Origin of the sequence: Staphylococcus caseorum, assembly GCF_049943195.1 — a bacterium.
GTDB lineage: Bacteria > Bacillota > Bacilli > Staphylococcales > Staphylococcaceae > Staphylococcus > Staphylococcus equorum_A.
This window is the reverse complement of record NZ_JBNFUA010000001.1, coordinates 2503820-2520325: the sequence shown is the minus strand read 5'-3', so window position 1 is coordinate 2520325 and position 16506 is coordinate 2503820. Positions and strand designations below refer to the sequence as shown.

17 protein-coding genes and 1 pseudogene are annotated in these 16506 nt (G+C 32.7%); 8 read left to right on the top strand and 10 right to left on the bottom strand.

Translation table 11 applies throughout. The features are described 5' to 3' along the window. Window positions 1-32: 32 nt before the first annotated feature. The gene (locus tag ACP3TL_RS12665; RefSeq protein WP_069818085.1) at window positions 33-1112 is read right to left on the bottom strand and encodes a GntR family transcriptional regulator; all 1080 of its coding nucleotides are present in this window, start codon (window positions 1110-1112) and stop codon (window positions 33-35) included. 1161 nt (window positions 1113-2273) lie between these two features. Between ACP3TL_RS12665 and rbsR the strand changes: the two genes are divergently transcribed. The 4 genes from rbsR (at window position 2274) to rbsK (ending at window position 5729) form a co-directional block, all read left to right on the top strand. Further along, window positions 2274-3269, top strand: coding sequence for a ribose utilization transcriptional repressor RbsR (gene rbsR, locus ACP3TL_RS12660; protein WP_069832761.1), 996 nt, complete (start codon window positions 2274-2276; stop codon window positions 3267-3269). Between the two features lie 215 nt (window positions 3270-3484). Next, window positions 3485-4366, top strand: coding sequence for a ribose/proton symporter RbsU (rbsU, locus tag ACP3TL_RS12655; protein ID WP_069832762.1), 882 nt, complete (start codon window positions 3485-3487; stop codon window positions 4364-4366). A gap of 23 nt (window positions 4367-4389) precedes the next feature. Beyond that, window positions 4390-4794, top strand: a complete 405-nt coding sequence (gene rbsD, locus ACP3TL_RS12650; protein WP_069832763.1) for a D-ribose pyranase — start codon at window positions 4390-4392, stop codon at window positions 4792-4794. Window positions 4795-4814: 20 nt separating this feature from the next. After that, a complete protein-coding gene (gene rbsK, locus ACP3TL_RS12645; RefSeq protein WP_285336814.1) occupies window positions 4815-5729 on the top strand; it encodes a ribokinase in 915 nt (304 codons plus the stop codon). Between the two features lie 95 nt (window positions 5730-5824). Here rbsK and ACP3TL_RS12640 read toward each other — a convergent pair whose 3' ends face one another. Next, window positions 5825-6295, bottom strand: a complete 471-nt coding sequence (locus ACP3TL_RS12640; protein WP_069818080.1) for a peptide-methionine (S)-S-oxide reductase — start codon at window positions 6293-6295, stop codon at window positions 5825-5827. Between the two features lie 153 nt (window positions 6296-6448). Here ACP3TL_RS12640 and ACP3TL_RS12635 point away from each other — a divergent pair, with 153 nt between their 5' ends. Together ACP3TL_RS12635 and trhO are read left to right on the top strand one after the other, a co-directional pair. Next, window positions 6449-6667, top strand: a complete 219-nt coding sequence (locus ACP3TL_RS12635; protein ID WP_069818079.1) for a hypothetical protein — start codon at window positions 6449-6451, stop codon at window positions 6665-6667. A gap of 355 nt (window positions 6668-7022) precedes the next feature. Further along, window positions 7023-7976: an oxygen-dependent tRNA uridine(34) hydroxylase TrhO gene (gene trhO, locus ACP3TL_RS12630; RefSeq protein WP_069818078.1), complete on the top strand. Its 954-nt coding sequence runs from the start codon at window positions 7023-7025 to the stop codon at window positions 7974-7976. A gap of 44 nt (window positions 7977-8020) precedes the next feature. Here the strand turns inward: trhO and ACP3TL_RS12625 are convergent, their stop codons facing one another. From ACP3TL_RS12625 to ACP3TL_RS12615, 3 genes are all read right to left on the bottom strand, one after another. Next, complete coding sequence (locus ACP3TL_RS12625; protein ID WP_285325986.1) at window positions 8021-8725, bottom strand: HAD family hydrolase; 705 nt, start codon at window positions 8723-8725, stop codon at window positions 8021-8023. 109 nt (window positions 8726-8834) lie between these two features. Next, window positions 8835-9254 (bottom strand): hypothetical protein, encoded by a 420-nt coding sequence (locus ACP3TL_RS12620; RefSeq protein WP_069832765.1) that lies wholly within the window; start codon window positions 9252-9254, stop codon window positions 8835-8837. Window positions 9255-9405: 151 nt separating this feature from the next. Next, entirely contained in the window at window positions 9406-10116 is a 711-nt protein-coding gene (locus ACP3TL_RS12615; protein ID WP_277575685.1) for a transglycosylase family protein, read from the bottom strand. 511 nt (window positions 10117-10627) lie between these two features. Between ACP3TL_RS12615 and ACP3TL_RS12610 the strand changes: the two genes are divergently transcribed. Continuing rightward, window positions 10628-11296: an RluA family pseudouridine synthase gene (locus ACP3TL_RS12610; RefSeq protein ID WP_069818075.1), complete on the top strand. Its 669-nt coding sequence runs from the start codon at window positions 10628-10630 to the stop codon at window positions 11294-11296. 196 nt (window positions 11297-11492) lie between these two features. Here the strand turns inward: ACP3TL_RS12610 and ACP3TL_RS12605 are convergent, their stop codons facing one another. Together ACP3TL_RS12605 and ACP3TL_RS12600 are read right to left on the bottom strand one after the other, a co-directional pair. After that, window positions 11493-12191 carry a transglycosylase family protein gene (locus tag ACP3TL_RS12605; protein WP_069832560.1) on the bottom strand — a complete coding sequence of 233 codons (699 nt, stop codon included), beginning with the start codon at window positions 12189-12191 and terminating at the stop codon, window positions 11493-11495. Window positions 12192-12656: 465 nt separating this feature from the next. Continuing rightward, a complete protein-coding gene (locus tag ACP3TL_RS12600) occupies window positions 12657-13166 on the bottom strand; it encodes a YfiT family bacillithiol transferase (RefSeq protein WP_069832559.1) in 510 nt (169 codons plus the stop codon). 254 nt (window positions 13167-13420) lie between these two features. Here ACP3TL_RS12600 and ACP3TL_RS12595 point away from each other — a divergent pair, with 254 nt between their 5' ends. Beyond that, complete coding sequence (locus ACP3TL_RS12595; protein WP_069832558.1) at window positions 13421-14947, top strand: SLC13 family permease; 1527 nt, start codon at window positions 13421-13423, stop codon at window positions 14945-14947. Window positions 14948-15019: 72 nt separating this feature from the next. On the opposite strand, the gene ACP3TL_RS12590 is transcribed toward ACP3TL_RS12595, so the two are convergent. From ACP3TL_RS12590 to ACP3TL_RS12580, 3 genes and pseudogenes are all read right to left on the bottom strand, one after another. Next, the gene (locus tag ACP3TL_RS12590; protein ID WP_069832557.1) at window positions 15020-15547 is read right to left on the bottom strand and encodes a DUF4064 domain-containing protein; all 528 of its coding nucleotides are present in this window, start codon (window positions 15545-15547) and stop codon (window positions 15020-15022) included. 35 nt (window positions 15548-15582) lie between these two features. Further along, entirely contained in the window at window positions 15583-16056 is a 474-nt protein-coding gene (locus ACP3TL_RS12585) for a hypothetical protein (protein ID WP_285325988.1), read from the bottom strand. Further along, window positions 16054-16449, bottom strand: a pseudogene (locus tag ACP3TL_RS12580) (DEAD/DEAH box helicase); the annotation flags it as partial. The gene ACP3TL_RS12585 and the pseudogene ACP3TL_RS12580, both read right to left, overlap by 3 nt. Window positions 16450-16506 lie beyond the last annotated feature (57 nt).

Sequence of the window (16506 nt, the reverse complement as noted above, 5' to 3'; positions counted from 1 at the left end):
AAACCAATAGCGTGATTGATTTGAGCCTGCTTTTATATTTTTTTTACAGAATTACGTTCGATAATATATGTATCGATAAGTTGTGACGTTTGGTTTTTTTCTGTATCTATCGCGTTAATCATCCATTCTGCTGCTTTTCTACCAAGTAATTCTTGGGGATGTGACGTTGTAGTCAAATCCATCTCACTCAATTTACTTAGTACTGAGTTATCTTCGCCAACCACAGATAAATCGCTTGGTATCTGCACGTTTCGCTGTTTCAATCTTTGGATAACCTCGTAAGCAATTTCATCGTTATAACAAACTAAGCCAGTGATATTAATCTTTTTATCACAAACATGCTGAACAATTTGTTCGATGACTTGTGGCTTACTTTCGGTATCGAATGTATAAATATGTTCACCTTTAAAAAGAATATGATTACTTTCAAAAGCATTAAAATAACCCTTCATTCTTAATTTACCTTGGTTATCGTCTATTTTTGTGATTAAAGCAATATTTTCATGTCCTTGATCTATTAAATATTTTGTTGCTAAATAGCCAGATTTCACATCATCGATTGCGATATAAGGTAAATTCAACTCATCATACTTAGCATTAATCATTAAAATCGGAATATCTCGCTGTTTGAATAATGAATAATAGGACAAGTTCGGGTTATAGACATTACTCTTAGTAGGTTCTATAATAAGTCCCGTCACACCTTGATTCAGCATCATCTCTAAACATTTACGTTCTTCCTCATGATTATTATTCGTACTTGCTAATATTAAAGAATAGCCATGTTTTTTTAATACATTCTCAATGCCTCGAATAATACTCGGGAAAATATAATCCGATAAGTAAGTCACGATTACGCCTATTTTTTTAGTTTCATTGTTCTGATTTGTATTTAAGTAATTGTAACTCACATATGATCCAGAACCTTTTTTCTTTTTAATGTATCCTTCTTTGACTAATAAATCCATTGCTTGTCTGATTGTATAGCGACTTAAATTATATCTATCCTGAAATTGCTTTTCTGTAGGTAAGAGCATTCCAACTTGATAGCTTTTGTTAATTATTTTTTCTTTAATTTCGTCCGCTACAATTTGATATTTTGGCTTATTCATAATCGAAAATCTCCTAGTCTCACCAATTTGTCTTAATACCGCATATTATAGCATACGTCATATTTATTCAATGAATCAAATTTTAAGAAAAATTGAATTTCAACGCTAAATTCATCACATAATCTTAAGCATTTACGTACTTATTTAAACGTCGTATTTTATACTACATTCTCTCTTTAAAAACTACTGTAACACCATTGAAACGTCACTCACTAAAATCTTTTGACTTATGAATTAACTGTTGTTATATTAAAATTAAGAAGGAGATATGCGTGAACATACCTCCCTCACAGACCCGTTAAAAAGACGGTGGCTTTTGGTTAAAATAACCTTAACTTGTCCAAAGTTGGAAGGTTATTTTTTTTGGCTATTACAAACTAATATGAGTCCAATGATTGTTAACACAACCATTATGATTTCATAATCAGTCATCTTCTATCCTTTCTAGGAGGAGAGACCAAAATCATAGGCATCACCCCATTTTTTATGAGATTAGCCACCTTTATTCCAACTTGTCTGTAAAAATATTTTACTACATGAACTGCTTCACTCCTATCTTTTCTTCACTTTTTGAAAAATTTAACTATCCCTATATGAATAATTCTAATGAAGTCTTAAAACGTCTCTATGTAAGCTTTTAAAAATATAATAAAATCTTTTGACTTATGAATTAACCGTTGTTATATTAAAATTAAGAAGGAGATATGCGCTAACATACCTCCCTCACAGACCCGTTAAAAAGACGGTGGCTAGACAAAGTGAAAACAACGTCCCAACATTTATCTGCCTAAAGTTGGAACGTTATTTTTTTTGGCTATTACAAACTAATATGAGTCCAATGATTGTTAACACAACCATTATGATTTCATAATCAGTCATTTTCTATCCTTTCTTGGAGTAGAGACCAAAACCATAGGCATCGCCCCATTTTCAATGAGATTAGCCACCTTTATTCCAACTTGTCTGTAAAAATATTTTACTACACGCTCTGCCTCACTCCTATCTTTTCTTCACTTTTTGAAAAATTCCTCTCAAAATATAAAACGTTTTCATTTTATTAATAAGAAATTGATACATTTTACTTTGTACATGGTACGCTATAATTAATAAAAATATTACTTATTATATTAAATGGATAGATTGTATAAGGAGTGAACTTGGATGAAAAAAGTTTCTATCAAAGATGTAGCTAAAGCAGCAGACGTGTCTTTGACTACGGTCTCGCAAATTTTAAATAAAAAAAGTAACCGTTTTTCAGAGGAAACAGTAAACAAAGTCATTGCTGCTAAAGAGCGATTAGGCTACTTCCCTAATAAAAATGCGCAACAATTACGTGGTAGCAATACAAAATTAATCGGTGTGCTATTACCAAATTTAACTAATCCATTCTTTTCCACGATGATGCAAACTATGGATGATCATAAACCAGATGATGTCGATCTATTCTTCTTAACCACAAAGGAAGATAAAATCGAAGAAGGTATTATGCATCTTGTCGAACGAGGCATGGATGGTCTGATTATTGCGCAGATGATTAAGAACCCGTCTCGTTTAAATCAATATTTATTAAATCATAATATTCCCTATATCGTACTAGATCAAAGTGATGACCATGGATTTACAGATATCGTAAAAACAAATGAACGCAATGGTGGTGAACTTGCAGCCGCACATCTTATTGATTACGGCCACACGCACATTTCAATCATTCAACCTTATAATTTAACGAGTAATATGAAAGCAAGAACAGATGGTTTCATCAAATATTGTGAAATGCATGAGATACCATCGCCTATAATTATCGAAACCCCTTTAAATAAAGAAGGTGGATTTGCAGTCATCGATGACATTATAAAATCCAAATCCAGTGCTATTTTTGCAACGAATGATGAGATGGCTATTGGTATTATGCGTGGTCTCGCTGATAAAGGGGTTCGCGTGCCACACGATATTTCAGTAATTGGGTTTGATGATATAGATATTGCAAAGTATCTTGTTCCTTCCCTTACAACAGTTGCACAACCGATTAAAGAAATAGGCGAGTCAGCATTAGCTTTAATTACGCATAAGCTAATACAAAATGATGCAACTTTACATAATGTTGCTTTACATAATGAGTTAATTATTAGAGAAACAACGCAATATTTTAAAAAATAAAACACACATAATATAAGACCAAATGATATGTCATTGATGCTTAATTCGAGTTAGCAGTAATCAATTTTCAGTTTATCATTTAGGTCTTATATTTTTTTGCACGAATGAAAGCGTGTACAAAAATAGAAATTGATGTTACTATGACGTAGTAAAACGTTTTACTAAATCGTTTTACCTAAAAATTATCACTACATAAATATATATAGAGGTGTCTTATGGATATTATAGCAATTTTAATTGGACTTGGACCATTACTGGGTTGGGGGCTATTCCCTACCATCGCATCTAAATTTGGTGGTCGACCAGTTAACCAAATATTTGGTGCAACAGTAGGAACGTTGATTTTCGCATTATGTTTCGCATTCATTCAAGGTATCGATTTCCCAACAGGAATGAATCTTATATTTTCATTGATCTCAGGTGTTGGTTGGGGCTTTGGACAAATTATTACTTTTAAAGCATTTGGTCTAGTCGGTTCTTCTAGAGCTATGCCAATCACAACCGCATTTCAACTTTTAGGTGCATCTCTGTGGGGCGTTTTCGCATTAGGTGATTGGCCAGGAGTAACAAATAAAATTATCGGATTCGCTGCCCTACTTGTTGTGCTCATTGGTGCATATATGACAGTTTGGAGTGAAAAATCAGGACAACAGCATAATAAGAAATTAAGAAATGCAGTTATTTTACTACTTATAGGTGAAATAGGTTATTGGGCCTACTCTGCAGCACCTCAAGCAACTAATATCAGTGGCATGGAAGCATTCTTACCACAAGCAATGGGTATGGTGCTTGCTGCAGTCATTTATGCATTTATGAATATGAAACAAGGCAATGCTTTCTTAGAGAAAGTCAGCTGGAAACAAATTATTTCAGGATTATTCTTTGCATTTGGTGCATTAACATACTTAATTTCTGCACAGTCAGATATGAATGGTTTAGCGACAGGATTTATACTGTCACAAACATCAGTAGTGTTAGCGACGTTAACAGGTATTTATTTCTTGAATCAGAGAAAAACACCAAAAGAACTTATCGTTACTATTATTGGACTTGTAATCATATTAATAGCAGCAGCAGTTACAGTATTTATTAAATAAAGTATAAGATGGGAGATTTAATTATGAAAAAAACAAAGGTATTAAATAGTCATGTATCACATGCAATTGCAACATTGGGGCATTTTGATGTAATAACAATTAATGATGCGGGCATGCCGATTCCAAATGACGAACGTCGAATTGATTTAGCGATTACTAAAGATTTACCACGCTTTATCGATGTTTTAGAAAACGTGTTATCCGAAGTTGAAGTTCAAAAAATATTTCTTGCAGAAGAAATTAAAACGCAAAACGCTGACCAACTTAAACAAATCAAATCATTAATTGGTGACAATGTAGAAATTTCATTTATTCCACACGAAGAAATGAAACAAAATTTAAATCATTCACTAACAAAAGCTAATATTCGTACAGGGGAAACGACACCATTTTCAAATATTGCACTTGAATCTAACGTGACATTTTAAAGAAAAAAGGAGAATATACTATGACAAATAAAGTTGTAATTATTGGTTCTACCAATGTAGATAAAATTTTAAACGTAGATCGTTTTGTTAAACCGGGAGAAACGTTACATCTTCAAAATGCTCAAAAAATTTATGGTGGCGGTAAAGGCGCAAATCAAGCACTTGCAACTGCACGCTCAAATGCCCAAACAACTTTTATTTCTAAGATTGGAACTGAAGGCGATGCAGATTTCATGTTAGAAGATTTTGAACAAGCGCATATGAATACAGACTACATCATGACAACAGATACTGCTCAAACAGGTCAAGCATTCATAACAATTGATGCTAATGGACAGAATACAATTTTAGTTTATGGTGGCGCAAATATGGAATTAAATGACACAGATGTAAATAAAGCAGCTGATGCGATTGCAGAAGCAGATTACATTATTGCTCAACTTGAAGTGCCTGTACCTGCGATTATTAGTGCTTTTAAAATTGCTCGTGAAAACAATGTCACTACCATTTTAAATCCAGCTCCAGCAAGTGAATTGTCTAAGGATTTACTTACTTTAACTGATATTATTCTGCCAAACGAAACAGAAGCAGAATTATTAAGTGGTATCCCAGTTACAGATCGTTCATCAATGCATCAAAACGCAGAATACTTTTTATCTTTAGGTATGAAAGTTGTCATTATCACACTTGGCGAGCAAGGGACTTATTACGCAACAGCAAATTCTGCTGGTTTAATACCTTCGTTTAAAGTGAAAGCAGTTGATACAACAGCAGCAGGTGATACTTTTATCGGTGCACTAGCAAGTCGTCTCAATATGACAGACTTTAATATAGAAGAAAGTATTACTTACGCAAATAAAGCAGCTTCGCTTACAGTCCAAGTTGAAGGCGCTCAAAAATCAATTCCATTAGAACAAGATGTATTGAAAGCTTAAAGATATACTACTTATTTTATGCATCATCAGATAGTTCATAATCATTGCACATAAATAAAGGCGGTTCTCATTATTCTGAGAGCCGCCTTGTTCATTTATTTATATTTATTTACAAGTGCTTTAGGAAGATGACAGTAATCATCAGGGAATCTTGTTAGTCTATCTTGATTTTCTTCTGCACTTTTCACGTAATTTGTCAGTGGTAATACTTCTGTTGCAATCAGATGATGGTCTTCAATTGCGTCTATAAACGCTTGCGCCTCTTTTAAATGCTTGGCGTCTTCGCTGTATAATCCTGTTCTATATCTTAAGCCAACATCTTCACCTTGCTTGTTTACACTATAAGGATCAATAATTTCAAATAGGTATCCCATTAAGTCTGTAACTGTTACTTTTTCTGGATCAAATGTTGTCTTAATGACTTCTACATAACCATCATATTCTCCATCGAGTGTATCTGTAATACCGTTTGCCCTACCGCCTTCTGTATCTGCGACGCCAGGTAAAGTTTTAACAAAGGCTTGTACACCCCATAGACATCCGCCTGCCAAGTATACCGTTTCCATTTACATCTCTCCTTTTTCTACTAACAATTATCAATTCAGTATAGTAATAACCACATCTATTTGCAATTACTTATAGTTTAGCGCTTTCAAAGGTATATGATTGATTTTTTGTCAAAAGGGAAAACATTAAAGTAGTACACAAGGAGGAATTACATGCCTAAAGTTGAAGAAAGAATGTTAGAAGATATCGAAGAAAAACCTTCAAGATCACAAAGCGATTTAAGCTCTGAAAAAGAAATGCAGCAAAATGCCTTTGAAAGATTAGGCAAAGACGTCGTAATCATCGAAACTTTAGCAATTATGAACATCATTTTTGCTATAAGTACAATTGGCTTAGTGGCTGCACTTGTTTGCACAAACAAAAAGAAATAAGTTCATCATAGCTACTTCTAAATTTTAAGAAGTATAAAATAAATGCTATACACCTATGCTCTTTTCATGGTAATCACTTTTAAAGTGACGGCTTTGAGAAGAGCATATTTACTTTTCTATTTCTTAGAATGTACTTTTCATATATAATAAAAATATTGCACTAATTTAAATTAATAAATTGAATATTATCCTTTTTTTGTTATAATGCAATAAGGAGAATTTTGTTCTTTTACTCGAAATAATGAGTAAGTAAATTATAAATGAAGCATCACACTGCTTCAATACAACCAACCACTTCAACCATAAATTTTATATTAATAATAATGAAAAGAATAGATTAGAGGAGAATCGAATTATGGATTATAGAGTATTATTGTATTATAAATATACAACACTTGATGACCCCGAAACTTTTGCCACGGAGCATTTAGAATTTTGTAAGGATTTAGAACTTAAGGGTCGTATTTTAGTATCTACAGAAGGTATCAATGGTACTGTATCTGGAACAGTCGAAGCTACTGATAAATATATGGAACAGTTGAAATCAGATGAAAGATTTAAAGGGATTACTTTTAAAGTTGATGAAGCTGAAGGACATGCTTTCAAAAAAATGCATGTACGTCCAAGAGAAGAAATTGTTGCACTAGATTTAGAAGATGACGTTGACCCAAGAGAATTAACAGGAAATTACTTATCACCACAAGAATTTAGAGAAGCTTTATTAGCTGATGATACTGTAGTCATTGATGCAAGAAATGATTACGAATACGATTTAGGTCATTTCCGTGGTTCAGTTCGCCCTGATATCACGAGATTTAGAGACCTACCTGATTGGATTAAAGAAAATAAAGAGCAATTCATGGACAAAAAAATTGTCACTTATTGCACTGGCGGTATCCGCTGTGAAAAATTCTCTGGTTACTTATTAAAAGAAGGCTTTGAGGATGTTGGTCAACTTGAAGGCGGCATTGCTACTTACGGTAAAGATCCGGAAGTGAAAGGTGAATTATGGGACGGTAAAATGTATGTCTTTGATGAACGTATTAGTGTAGAAGTTAACCAAGTAGATAAAACAGTTGTGGGCAAAGAATGGTTCGATGGTACGCCATGCGAACGTTATATCAACTGTAGCAATCCAGAATGTAACAAACAAATTCTTGTTTCTGAAGAAAATGAAGAACGTTATTTAGGTGCTTGTACACACGAATGTGCAACTCACGAAAATAACCGTTATGTAAAAAAACATGACATTAGCGAAGAAGAAAAAGCAGCACGCTTGGAAAACTTCAAAAACCTTGTAAGCCAATAAATAATATAAAACACTGTTATGCATGATGCATAACAGTGTTTTATTTATCGTTTTACTCGTGTTATCAAACTTTCTACTAATCCTTCACTACTACTATTAATAACTTCTATATTTTTGTCATTTATGTTTTTGTCACCATTAAACCAAATTGGTTTCATGCCTACATTAAGTGAACCAGAAACATCATTTTCCCAAGAATCTCCTACATATATTGTATGCTCAGGTTTGATATTTAGCATATGAGTCACTTTTAAAAAAGCAGCACTATCAGGCTTTTCACTTCCAATATCTTCTGATATAAATATATTATTTTCAAAAATCTTATTTAATTCTAAACGCGCTATCTTAGTCGTTTGTTCTAAATTTTTCCCGTTAGTTAATATACCTATATTCACCCATGTTTTTAATTCATTAAGGTGATCATTTAATATTATATTAGGTTTAATATGTTGAATAATAATGTCAAAAAATGCTAAGAAATATTCATGAGCTTCTTTCGTTGTAATATTTTTCTTAAAATATTTTAAGCTTTCAATTAATCGTAGTTGCCTAAGTTCATCTAAAGTTATCTCTCCACGACTATATTCCAACCAAAATTTTTTATCGTAATAAGTATAAATTTTCAGGAATTCATCATATGCAATATCTTCTGCATATGATGAATGATTGAAAATTTGTTTATTCGCAACTAACCATAAATCATTGAAAGGAAATAAAGTATTATCTAAATCAAATAATACTAATTCTATATTTTTAATTAAAAACCCCTCCTTTAAAGAGTAATTAATATAGTTACATAATAATTATAAACTGCATTTTCACTTTTACTATGATAACTTTTTAACAAAATCATGAATTTTAAAGCTTGCTCTCCATAAATTTAATTCCTTTATGCGTGCAAACTAAAAATATTACATGTGCAATAGTCCAACAGATATAACCCGTGTATTGAAATTGAAAAATTGGGCTAACTGCCATATAAATTAATAATGGATACAGTGCTAAAAATGAAATCATGGCACAAATTAATGCCATATAATAATAATTCCCCCACTTTTTATAAATAAAATAGAGTGAAGCATAAAGTGAAATTGTAATACCTACATGAATTAAAAATTCCAAAATAACATTTGAAGCATTGTCATCTATTAAAAAATCTATATTCAGTAATAATGCCGTTAAGTGCATCGATTTAAATAAATCGAATAATAAAGTAGTCAAAAATAATATAATTGCTAACGTCAAAGCTACGATTAAATGTGCTAAAAGTTTTTTCATAATATCATATTATTCCCTTACACCCATTCGTTAATCAACTTTTAAAATAAATTTACTTACATATAAAAATCCCTGCCTCTACATGTGTAGAAACAGGGATTAGTTTATTCACTTAACTATATTTAATTTTAATTAGACATTACTGCTTATGTTATGCAGTAACCCATTGTGAAGCACCTTCAGATTCGTAAAGATCCATTGCTGCTTGATCTTGTACTGATTCTGGAGCTTCAGTTGGTGATTGACCTTGGTATTCTTCAGGTGCTACTGAATCCCAAGTACTTTGTAAGAATTGGTATTTACCTGCTGCACCTGATGAAGGGTTAACAGCTTTAAGGTCGCCACCTGATTCACGTTCAGCAATTCCTTTTAAGTGATCATTAACTTCTACTGATGAACCACTTGAAGCTTCACTTGAGCTTGACTCATTTGAACTTTCTGAAGATTGAGTTGAAGCTGCTTCTTGTTGTGGTTGTTGAGTTTCTTCAGTTTGTGGAGCTGATTGTTCAGTTGGTTGCTCAGCAGTTGCTTGTTGTGCTTGCTCTTGTTGTGGTTGAGCTTGTTGTTGACCACTATTAGTTGAAGCTTGTTCTGATGAACCATTTGAACCTTCACCATAGCTCCAAGTAAAGTTTGTACCATCTGATTGGAAGTTATAATTTACGCCATCTTGAGTAAAGTTATGATTATATGAACCCTCTTGTACGGGTGCTTGATTTAATTGTTCAGAGTTTGATTGAGCTTGTTGCGCTAATTGTGCTTGGTCTACGTTTTGTTCTGAAGCGTCAGCTGAATTTCCTGCTGCTGCTCCTGTTACGCCTAACCCTACTGCTAAAGTTGATGCAATTACTGTTTTTTTCATTATTAATAATCCTCCTAAGAGATAATTTCCATTTTATAGTTTTAAAATTAATTCGTAATTTCAATCATCGCTAAGACGATTTACTTTCCTCAATTAATTTACAAGACCTACTGTAACATCTATAAATAGCTTGTGGGTTACAGTGAAGTTAAAAAAACAATCGACTTTTTACACTCTCATTACACTAAAAATCTTAATAATTTCCAGAAAATTCAACCAAAATCCTCTCATGATAGTTCATAAATAGAATACTTGGCTTTACCTCTATGTAATCTCTATGTAATTAGTGTGACAACGGTGTATCTTTACACCAATAGTATACAGTTACTTTTTACTTCATTTTATTTTTATTTCACGTTATTTTAAATACTTTATTTTTTATTCTTACAATATATTTATGTCATTGAATTTATTCTACAATATGATAATATACTATGTTGATATATTTTTAATTATTTTTTAATATTGCGTACTAACTATGTAAAGTATTATATCGATTTGGAGGAGTTCAATGTTGATCAATGTCCTTTATGAGGATAATCATTTACTTATGGTCGAAAAACCTATTAATATACCAGTACAGGCTGATGACTCAAAAGATGAAGATTTATTATCTGTATTAAAAGATTACATTAAAGAAAAATATAATAAACCAGGAAAGGTTTACCTTGGTTTAGTACATCGTCTCGACAGACCAGTCGGTGGTGCTATGGTTTTTGCCAAAACATCTAAAGCTGCATCTCGTTTATCAAATGAACTAAGAAAACAAAACTTTGATAGAACATATTTAGCGGTTGTTCATGGTGCACCTGCAAAAAAACAAGGTGAACTTAAAGATTATCTCTGGAAAGATCGGAATAAAAACATCGTACATGTGGTAGATTCAAGAAAAAAAGAAGCAAAGCAAGCCATCTTAGACTATAAGATGATTCATAATGCTGAAAAGAAAAGTTTAGTCGAAGTACAATTACGAACTGGACGCTCACATCAAATTAGAGTGCAATTTGCGAATCAAAACCTACCATTATATGGAGACCAAAAATATGGACAACATATTAATAAACCTGGTCAACAAATTGCTTTATGGGCATCGCACCTTAGCGTAAAACATCCGACTAAAGATGAAATTATATCTGTAGAATCGATCCCAAGCGAAGGCATCTGGTCACGTTATTTGTAATACTTGCATTGCATTCATACTACACTTGCATTTCCTCGGAAATATTTTAATAACAAAAACAAGCACGATCTAGATTATTATCTAAATCGTGCTTGTTTTATTTATCTCAAATTATTTATTAAATCAAAAAACCTGCCTCTATATTATAGAAGCAGGTTTTGAATACTTTATTTAAAATAATTAATTACTGTTTAAATTATGCAGTAACCCATTGTGAAGCGCCTGCAGTGTTGTAAAGTTCAACTGCTGCTGCATCTTGTACTGATTCAGGTGCTTCTGCTGGAGATACACCTTGGTATGCTGCTGGAGCTACTGAATCCCAAGTGCTTTGTAGGAATTGGTATTTACCTGCTGCACCTGATGAAGCATTGATAGCTGTAATGTCGCCACCTGATTCACGTTGAGCAATTGTTTGTAAATGAGAGTTAACATTTACTGATGAACCACTTGAAGCTTCACTTGAGCTAGATTCTTTTGAAGTAGATTCTTGTTGTGGTTGTTGAGTTGTTTCAGTTTTTGGAGCTTCTTGTTGAGCTGGTTCAGCCGCTTGTTCAGCTGGTTCTGATTGTTGTGCTGGTTCAGCTGCTTGTTCAGCTGGTGCTTCTTGTTGAGCAGGTGCCTCAGTTGAACCTTCAGTTGATCCTCCACCAAAGCTCCAGCTAAAGTTTGTACCATCTGATTCGAAGCTATAGTCTGTACCGTTATGATTAAAGTCTATGTCATATGAACCATCTTGAACAGGTGCTTCATTTAATTGCTCTGGATTTGATTGAGCTTGTTGCGCTAATTGTGCTTGGTCTACGTTTTGTTCTGAAGCGTCAGCTGAATTTCCTGCTGCTGCTCCTGTTACGCCTAATCCTACTGCTAAAGTTGATGCGATTACTGTTTTTTTCATTATTAATAAATCCTCCCAGAAAGATAATTTTCATTTTTTATTTTATACGGTTGAATTTCAATTATTTAATTAAAAAATAATTTACTGCTTCAACCAACTCACAAATAATACTATAACATCCATAAAATGTTTGTAGGTTACAGTCAAATTAAAATATACGCATGTTCATTACATCTAAATTACAGTGAAAAAGTGACTCATAATGAATAAAAAGTGAAGAAAAGCTTTGATGAACGTCTGTAAACAGATTAATTTATAATATAAACACGTAATATTTATGTAATTTGTTTGTCAATTGTGTACAATTCCACCTTATTTTTCCATTTGCAATTTATTGAAAATCCTACTTGCACCCTTTTTAAGAATTATTTTACATTAGTTCTATATAAATCATACAAAATAACTAGATAACAAATTAAAAAAACCGCTCAAATTTTCATAATTTGAACGGCCTTCTAGATTCTACTATTTAGATAGTGCTATTTTAATATGTGCTAAGTGATGTTCTTCGTGCCAAGATAATTTTGCAACTTTTTCAGCTACGGTTATCTCGCCACTATCTTTTAACGTAAATGTTTGTACTAATTGATCTTCATTTAAATTGTTAGCAATTGCTACGATACGTTCGTTCATACCTTCTAACATCTTAATCGAGCTTTCGATAGGTAAGTCGTTATCCGGCAACATCACCCATTCATCTTGAATAAATGCTGGTACTGTCGGATTATTATCTGTGAGTGCTAACTTCAAACGCTGATACATATTTAATTGAGAGTCAGCAATATGATGTACAAGTTGACGCACTGTCCAACTCCCTGCACGATACTTTGCATTCAACGCTTCATCATCTAATGAATCTACAGTCTCTCTTAAGCGTTCAGTATAACCTTCTATTTCTTTCGCCCATTTTTGAATATCATCTAATGTTACTTTATCTGGTATTTCTAATTCTCCTATTGGAAACCTTACATCCATTTAATCACCTATTATCATTTATTTAAATTTACGCACATTGCTCTACATCATTATTATTCTCTGTTTCATAATAATTAAACATTTTAAAAAATACACACAATTTTTTCAGTCATTGTAATGTAAGTTCTCATCCTCTTCTTTTTATTTTCTGCTTAACTAAAGGCATTTTTATGAACTTTTTAATATTATAGTGAGCACGTTTTAGGTATTTGATATTATAAAATTGAAAAAATAAGAAAAGGAGCACTTTAAAGATGAAACAGCATTCAACTAAGAAGAAAAACACTACATTTAAACCGCTTTGGTTAATCATTAGCGTCATTGCGCTTGTGGTTATCATGGTATTACCAACGCCAGACACCTTACCTTTCATGGCTAAAAGTGCATTAGCTATCTTAATATTCGCCGTTATCTTATGGGTAACTGAAGCAGTCACTTATCCTGTATCTGCAGCGATGATTGTCGGTTTGATTATCTTGCTCTTAGGATTTAGCCCCGTACAAAATTTAACTGAGTCGCTAGGCAATCCACAAACAGGCGGTAAAGTTTTAGAAGGCAGTAGCTTATTCGGTACGACTAACGCATTGAAGCTTGCTTTTAGTGGCTTCTCATCTACTGCTATTGCACTAGTAGCTGCTGCACTATTTTTAGCTACTGCAATGCAAATTACAAATCTACATAAACGTCTCGCACTCATCGTTCTTTCTATGGTAGGTAATAAGACCAACCGCATCGTTATTGGCACAATTATTGTTGCCATTTTTCTAGCTTTCTTTGTACCTTCAGCAACTGCGCGTGCTGGGGCAGTTATTCCTATTTTGTTAGGTATGGTTACTGCTTTTGGCATTTCTAAAAATAGTAAACTTGCCGCTTTACTTGTCATCACGGCAGTCCAAGCTGTGTCTATTTGGAACGTAGGTATTAAAACGGCAGCCGCTCAAAATATCGTTGCCATCAATTTTATTAATGATCAATTAGGAATAGATATTTCATGGGGGCAGTGGTTTCTTTATGCTGGTCCGTGGTCTATCTTGATGTCTATTGCACTTTATTTCATTATGCTAAAAGTAATGCCACCAGAAGTACACGAAATATCTGGAGGCAAACAACTGATCAAAAAACAATTACATGAAATGGGACCTATCACTGCTAAAGAATGGCGTCTCATTGCTATTTCAATTGCATTACTTTTACTTTGGTCTACAGAAAAAGTGTTACATCCGATTGATTCATCTTCTATTATTTTATTAGCGCTAGCAATCATGTTAACCCCTAAAATTGGTATTATGACATGGAAAGAAGCTGAGTCTCGCATTCCATGGGGTACGATTATTGTATTTGGTGTGGGTATCTCCTTAGGTAATGTGTTATTAAAAACAACTGCTGCGCAATGGCTAAGTGATCAAACCTTTGGACTTATCGGCCTTGAACACTATCCATTAGTGATGACGATTGCTTTAATTTCTTTGTTTAATATATTAATTCATTTAGGTTTTGCAAGTGCCACAAGCTTGGCTTCAGCATTAATTCCAGTATTTATTTCACTCACGATGACATTAGATTTAGGAGAGCAGTCTATGGCTTTTGTGCTCATACAACAATTTGTAATTAGCTTTGGCTTCTTACTTCCTGTTAGTTCACCACAATCTATGTTGGCATATGGTACAGAAACATTTACCGTTAAAGATTTCTTGAAAACAGGTATTCCAATCACCGTTATTGGTTACTTACTTATCGTATTATTTAGTTTTACTTACTGGCAATGGATAGGTTTCATTTAAACACTTTTAGTTATCTAAAAAAGCGAACGCGCAATGATTAAAATTGAGCGTTCGCTTATATTTTCATGAAAATTAATATTTATATGGATCATCGTCTATTTTTTTTACATCTTCTTTTCTATTATCATAAGGCTCTTTAACTTCGTTTTGTTTATGCGTTGAATTACTGTGATTACTAAATGGATCATCATCTTTTACTTCTCTTTCATTATAAAGCGAAGTTTTAGGTTTTTTAACCAATAACATAATTCCAGAAACAATCCACAATATAGTAACAATCCAATTTCCAAATAATGAAATAACACCAATAATAATTAAAATAACTCCTGCTACTTTAGGTTTTTTATCAATCCACTTTGCTGAAAGAATTGCTAAAACTAATAGGACTATGCTTAAAATCAATCCAATTATTAAGAATACATTAGTCAGTTGAGATGAAGAAGCTGCTTCACTAGCTGTCATTGCACCATCTTCAATCATACTTTCTTTAACAGTTTCCATATTCATAAGAAATAGCAATAAACTTATTCCTAAAATTGTTAGAATTTGAAAACCTATACCTATCCACGTCATTACTTTTTCTGCTGTTCGCTTAATCATAATTTCACGCTCCTTCTAATCTTTAACAATGATTTTTACTGCATTTCATTATCGATACTTTCAATTTTACTTAGCACTTTTTCAATCTCTTTATTTTTGTCTTCATACCAATCTATTGTCCAAATTCTATGAATATTCCAACCTAATCCTTCTAAAACACTAGGTTGTATGATATTTCTATCATTTGCTGCTTGGGCTTGATAGTAATTCTGCCCGTCAATTAAAATAGCTAATTTATATTTATCATTATTCTCTGGGTCAATAATTGCTAAATCAATTTTAAATTTAGAATTACCTAGATGTACTTTTGCATTAATACCTCGATTATATAACTCCTCTTTAAGAATAGTCGCAATTCCATTTTTATCAGCAGAGATACTACTATTTATTGAAGGTAATGAATCAGCATTTCTAGCATATTCTACAAATCCTTTTAAGCCAATTACACCCTCTGCTTTTGTACGTTTTATATCAATAACCTCAGGATTAAATGAGGTTATAATTTTCATTTCTTTTCTTGCTCTAGTAATTGCTACATTTAACCTTCTCCAACCCCCACTATTATTTAAGGGGCCAAAATTCATTGTCATTTTCCCTTCTTCGTCAGGTCCAAATGTAGTTGAAAATAGTATAATGTCACGCTCATCACCCTGTACATTCTCTAGATTCTTAATAAAAACTGGTTCTTTAGCACTCATGTTTTTAGAATCTAGTAAAGGATATTTTGTTAGTTCGTTATTAAATAAATCTTCAATAGTATTTTGCTGCTGTATGTTAAATGTAATAACTCCTATACTATCTTTACTATTACTTTTCAAATGACGAATAATAATTTCCACAACTGCTTTTGCTTCTATTTCATTATTTCTCTGAGTTCCACGTTTATAAATTCCTTTTACATTTTCAAATGAAACTTTCGAATTTAAAGCATTGGATGAAGGATATGTCTGTAATGCGTT

Coding starts and splice junctions, on each gene's coding strand:
- rbsD (WP_069832763.1), top strand. CDS start 4,390: ATGAAAAAAACAAAGGTATTAAATAGTCATGTATCACATGCAATTGCA.
- ACP3TL_RS12610 (WP_069818075.1), top strand. CDS start 10,628: ATGTTGATCAATGTCCTTTATGAGGATAATCATTTACTTATGGTCGAA.
- rbsU (WP_069832762.1), top strand. CDS start 3,485: ATGGATATTATAGCAATTTTAATTGGACTTGGACCATTACTGGGTTGG.
- ACP3TL_RS12600 (WP_069832559.1), bottom strand. CDS start 13,166: ATGGATGTAAGGTTTCCAATAGGAGAATTAGAAATACCAGATAAAGTA.
- ACP3TL_RS12640 (WP_069818080.1), bottom strand. CDS start 6,295: ATGGAAACGGTATACTTGGCAGGCGGATGTCTATGGGGTGTACAAGCC.
- ACP3TL_RS12615 (WP_277575685.1), bottom strand. CDS start 10,116: ATGAAAAAAACAGTAATTGCATCAACTTTAGCAGTAGGGTTAGGCGTA.
- ACP3TL_RS12590 (WP_069832557.1), bottom strand. CDS start 15,547: ATGATTAAGCGAACAGCAGAAAAAGTAATGACGTGGATAGGTATAGGT.
- ACP3TL_RS12605 (WP_069832560.1), bottom strand. CDS start 12,191: ATGAAAAAAACAGTAATCGCATCAACTTTAGCAGTAGGATTAGGCGTA.
- rbsR (WP_069832761.1), top strand. CDS start 2,274: ATGAAAAAAGTTTCTATCAAAGATGTAGCTAAAGCAGCAGACGTGTCT.
- ACP3TL_RS12635 (WP_069818079.1), top strand. CDS start 6,449: ATGCCTAAAGTTGAAGAAAGAATGTTAGAAGATATCGAAGAAAAACCT.
- ACP3TL_RS12585 (WP_285325988.1), bottom strand. CDS start 16,056: ATGAAAATTATAACCTCATTTAATCCTGAGGTTATTGATATAAAACGT.
- ACP3TL_RS12595 (WP_069832558.1), top strand. CDS start 13,421: ATGAAACAGCATTCAACTAAGAAGAAAAACACTACATTTAAACCGCTT.
- ACP3TL_RS12620 (WP_069832765.1), bottom strand. CDS start 9,254: ATGAAAAAACTTTTAGCACATTTAATCGTAGCTTTGACGTTAGCAATT.
- ACP3TL_RS12665 (WP_069818085.1), bottom strand. CDS start 1,112: ATGAATAAGCCAAAATATCAAATTGTAGCGGACGAAATTAAAGAAAAA.
- trhO (WP_069818078.1), top strand. CDS start 7,023: ATGGATTATAGAGTATTATTGTATTATAAATATACAACACTTGATGAC.
- rbsK (WP_285336814.1), top strand. CDS start 4,815: ATGACAAATAAAGTTGTAATTATTGGTTCTACCAATGTAGATAAAATT.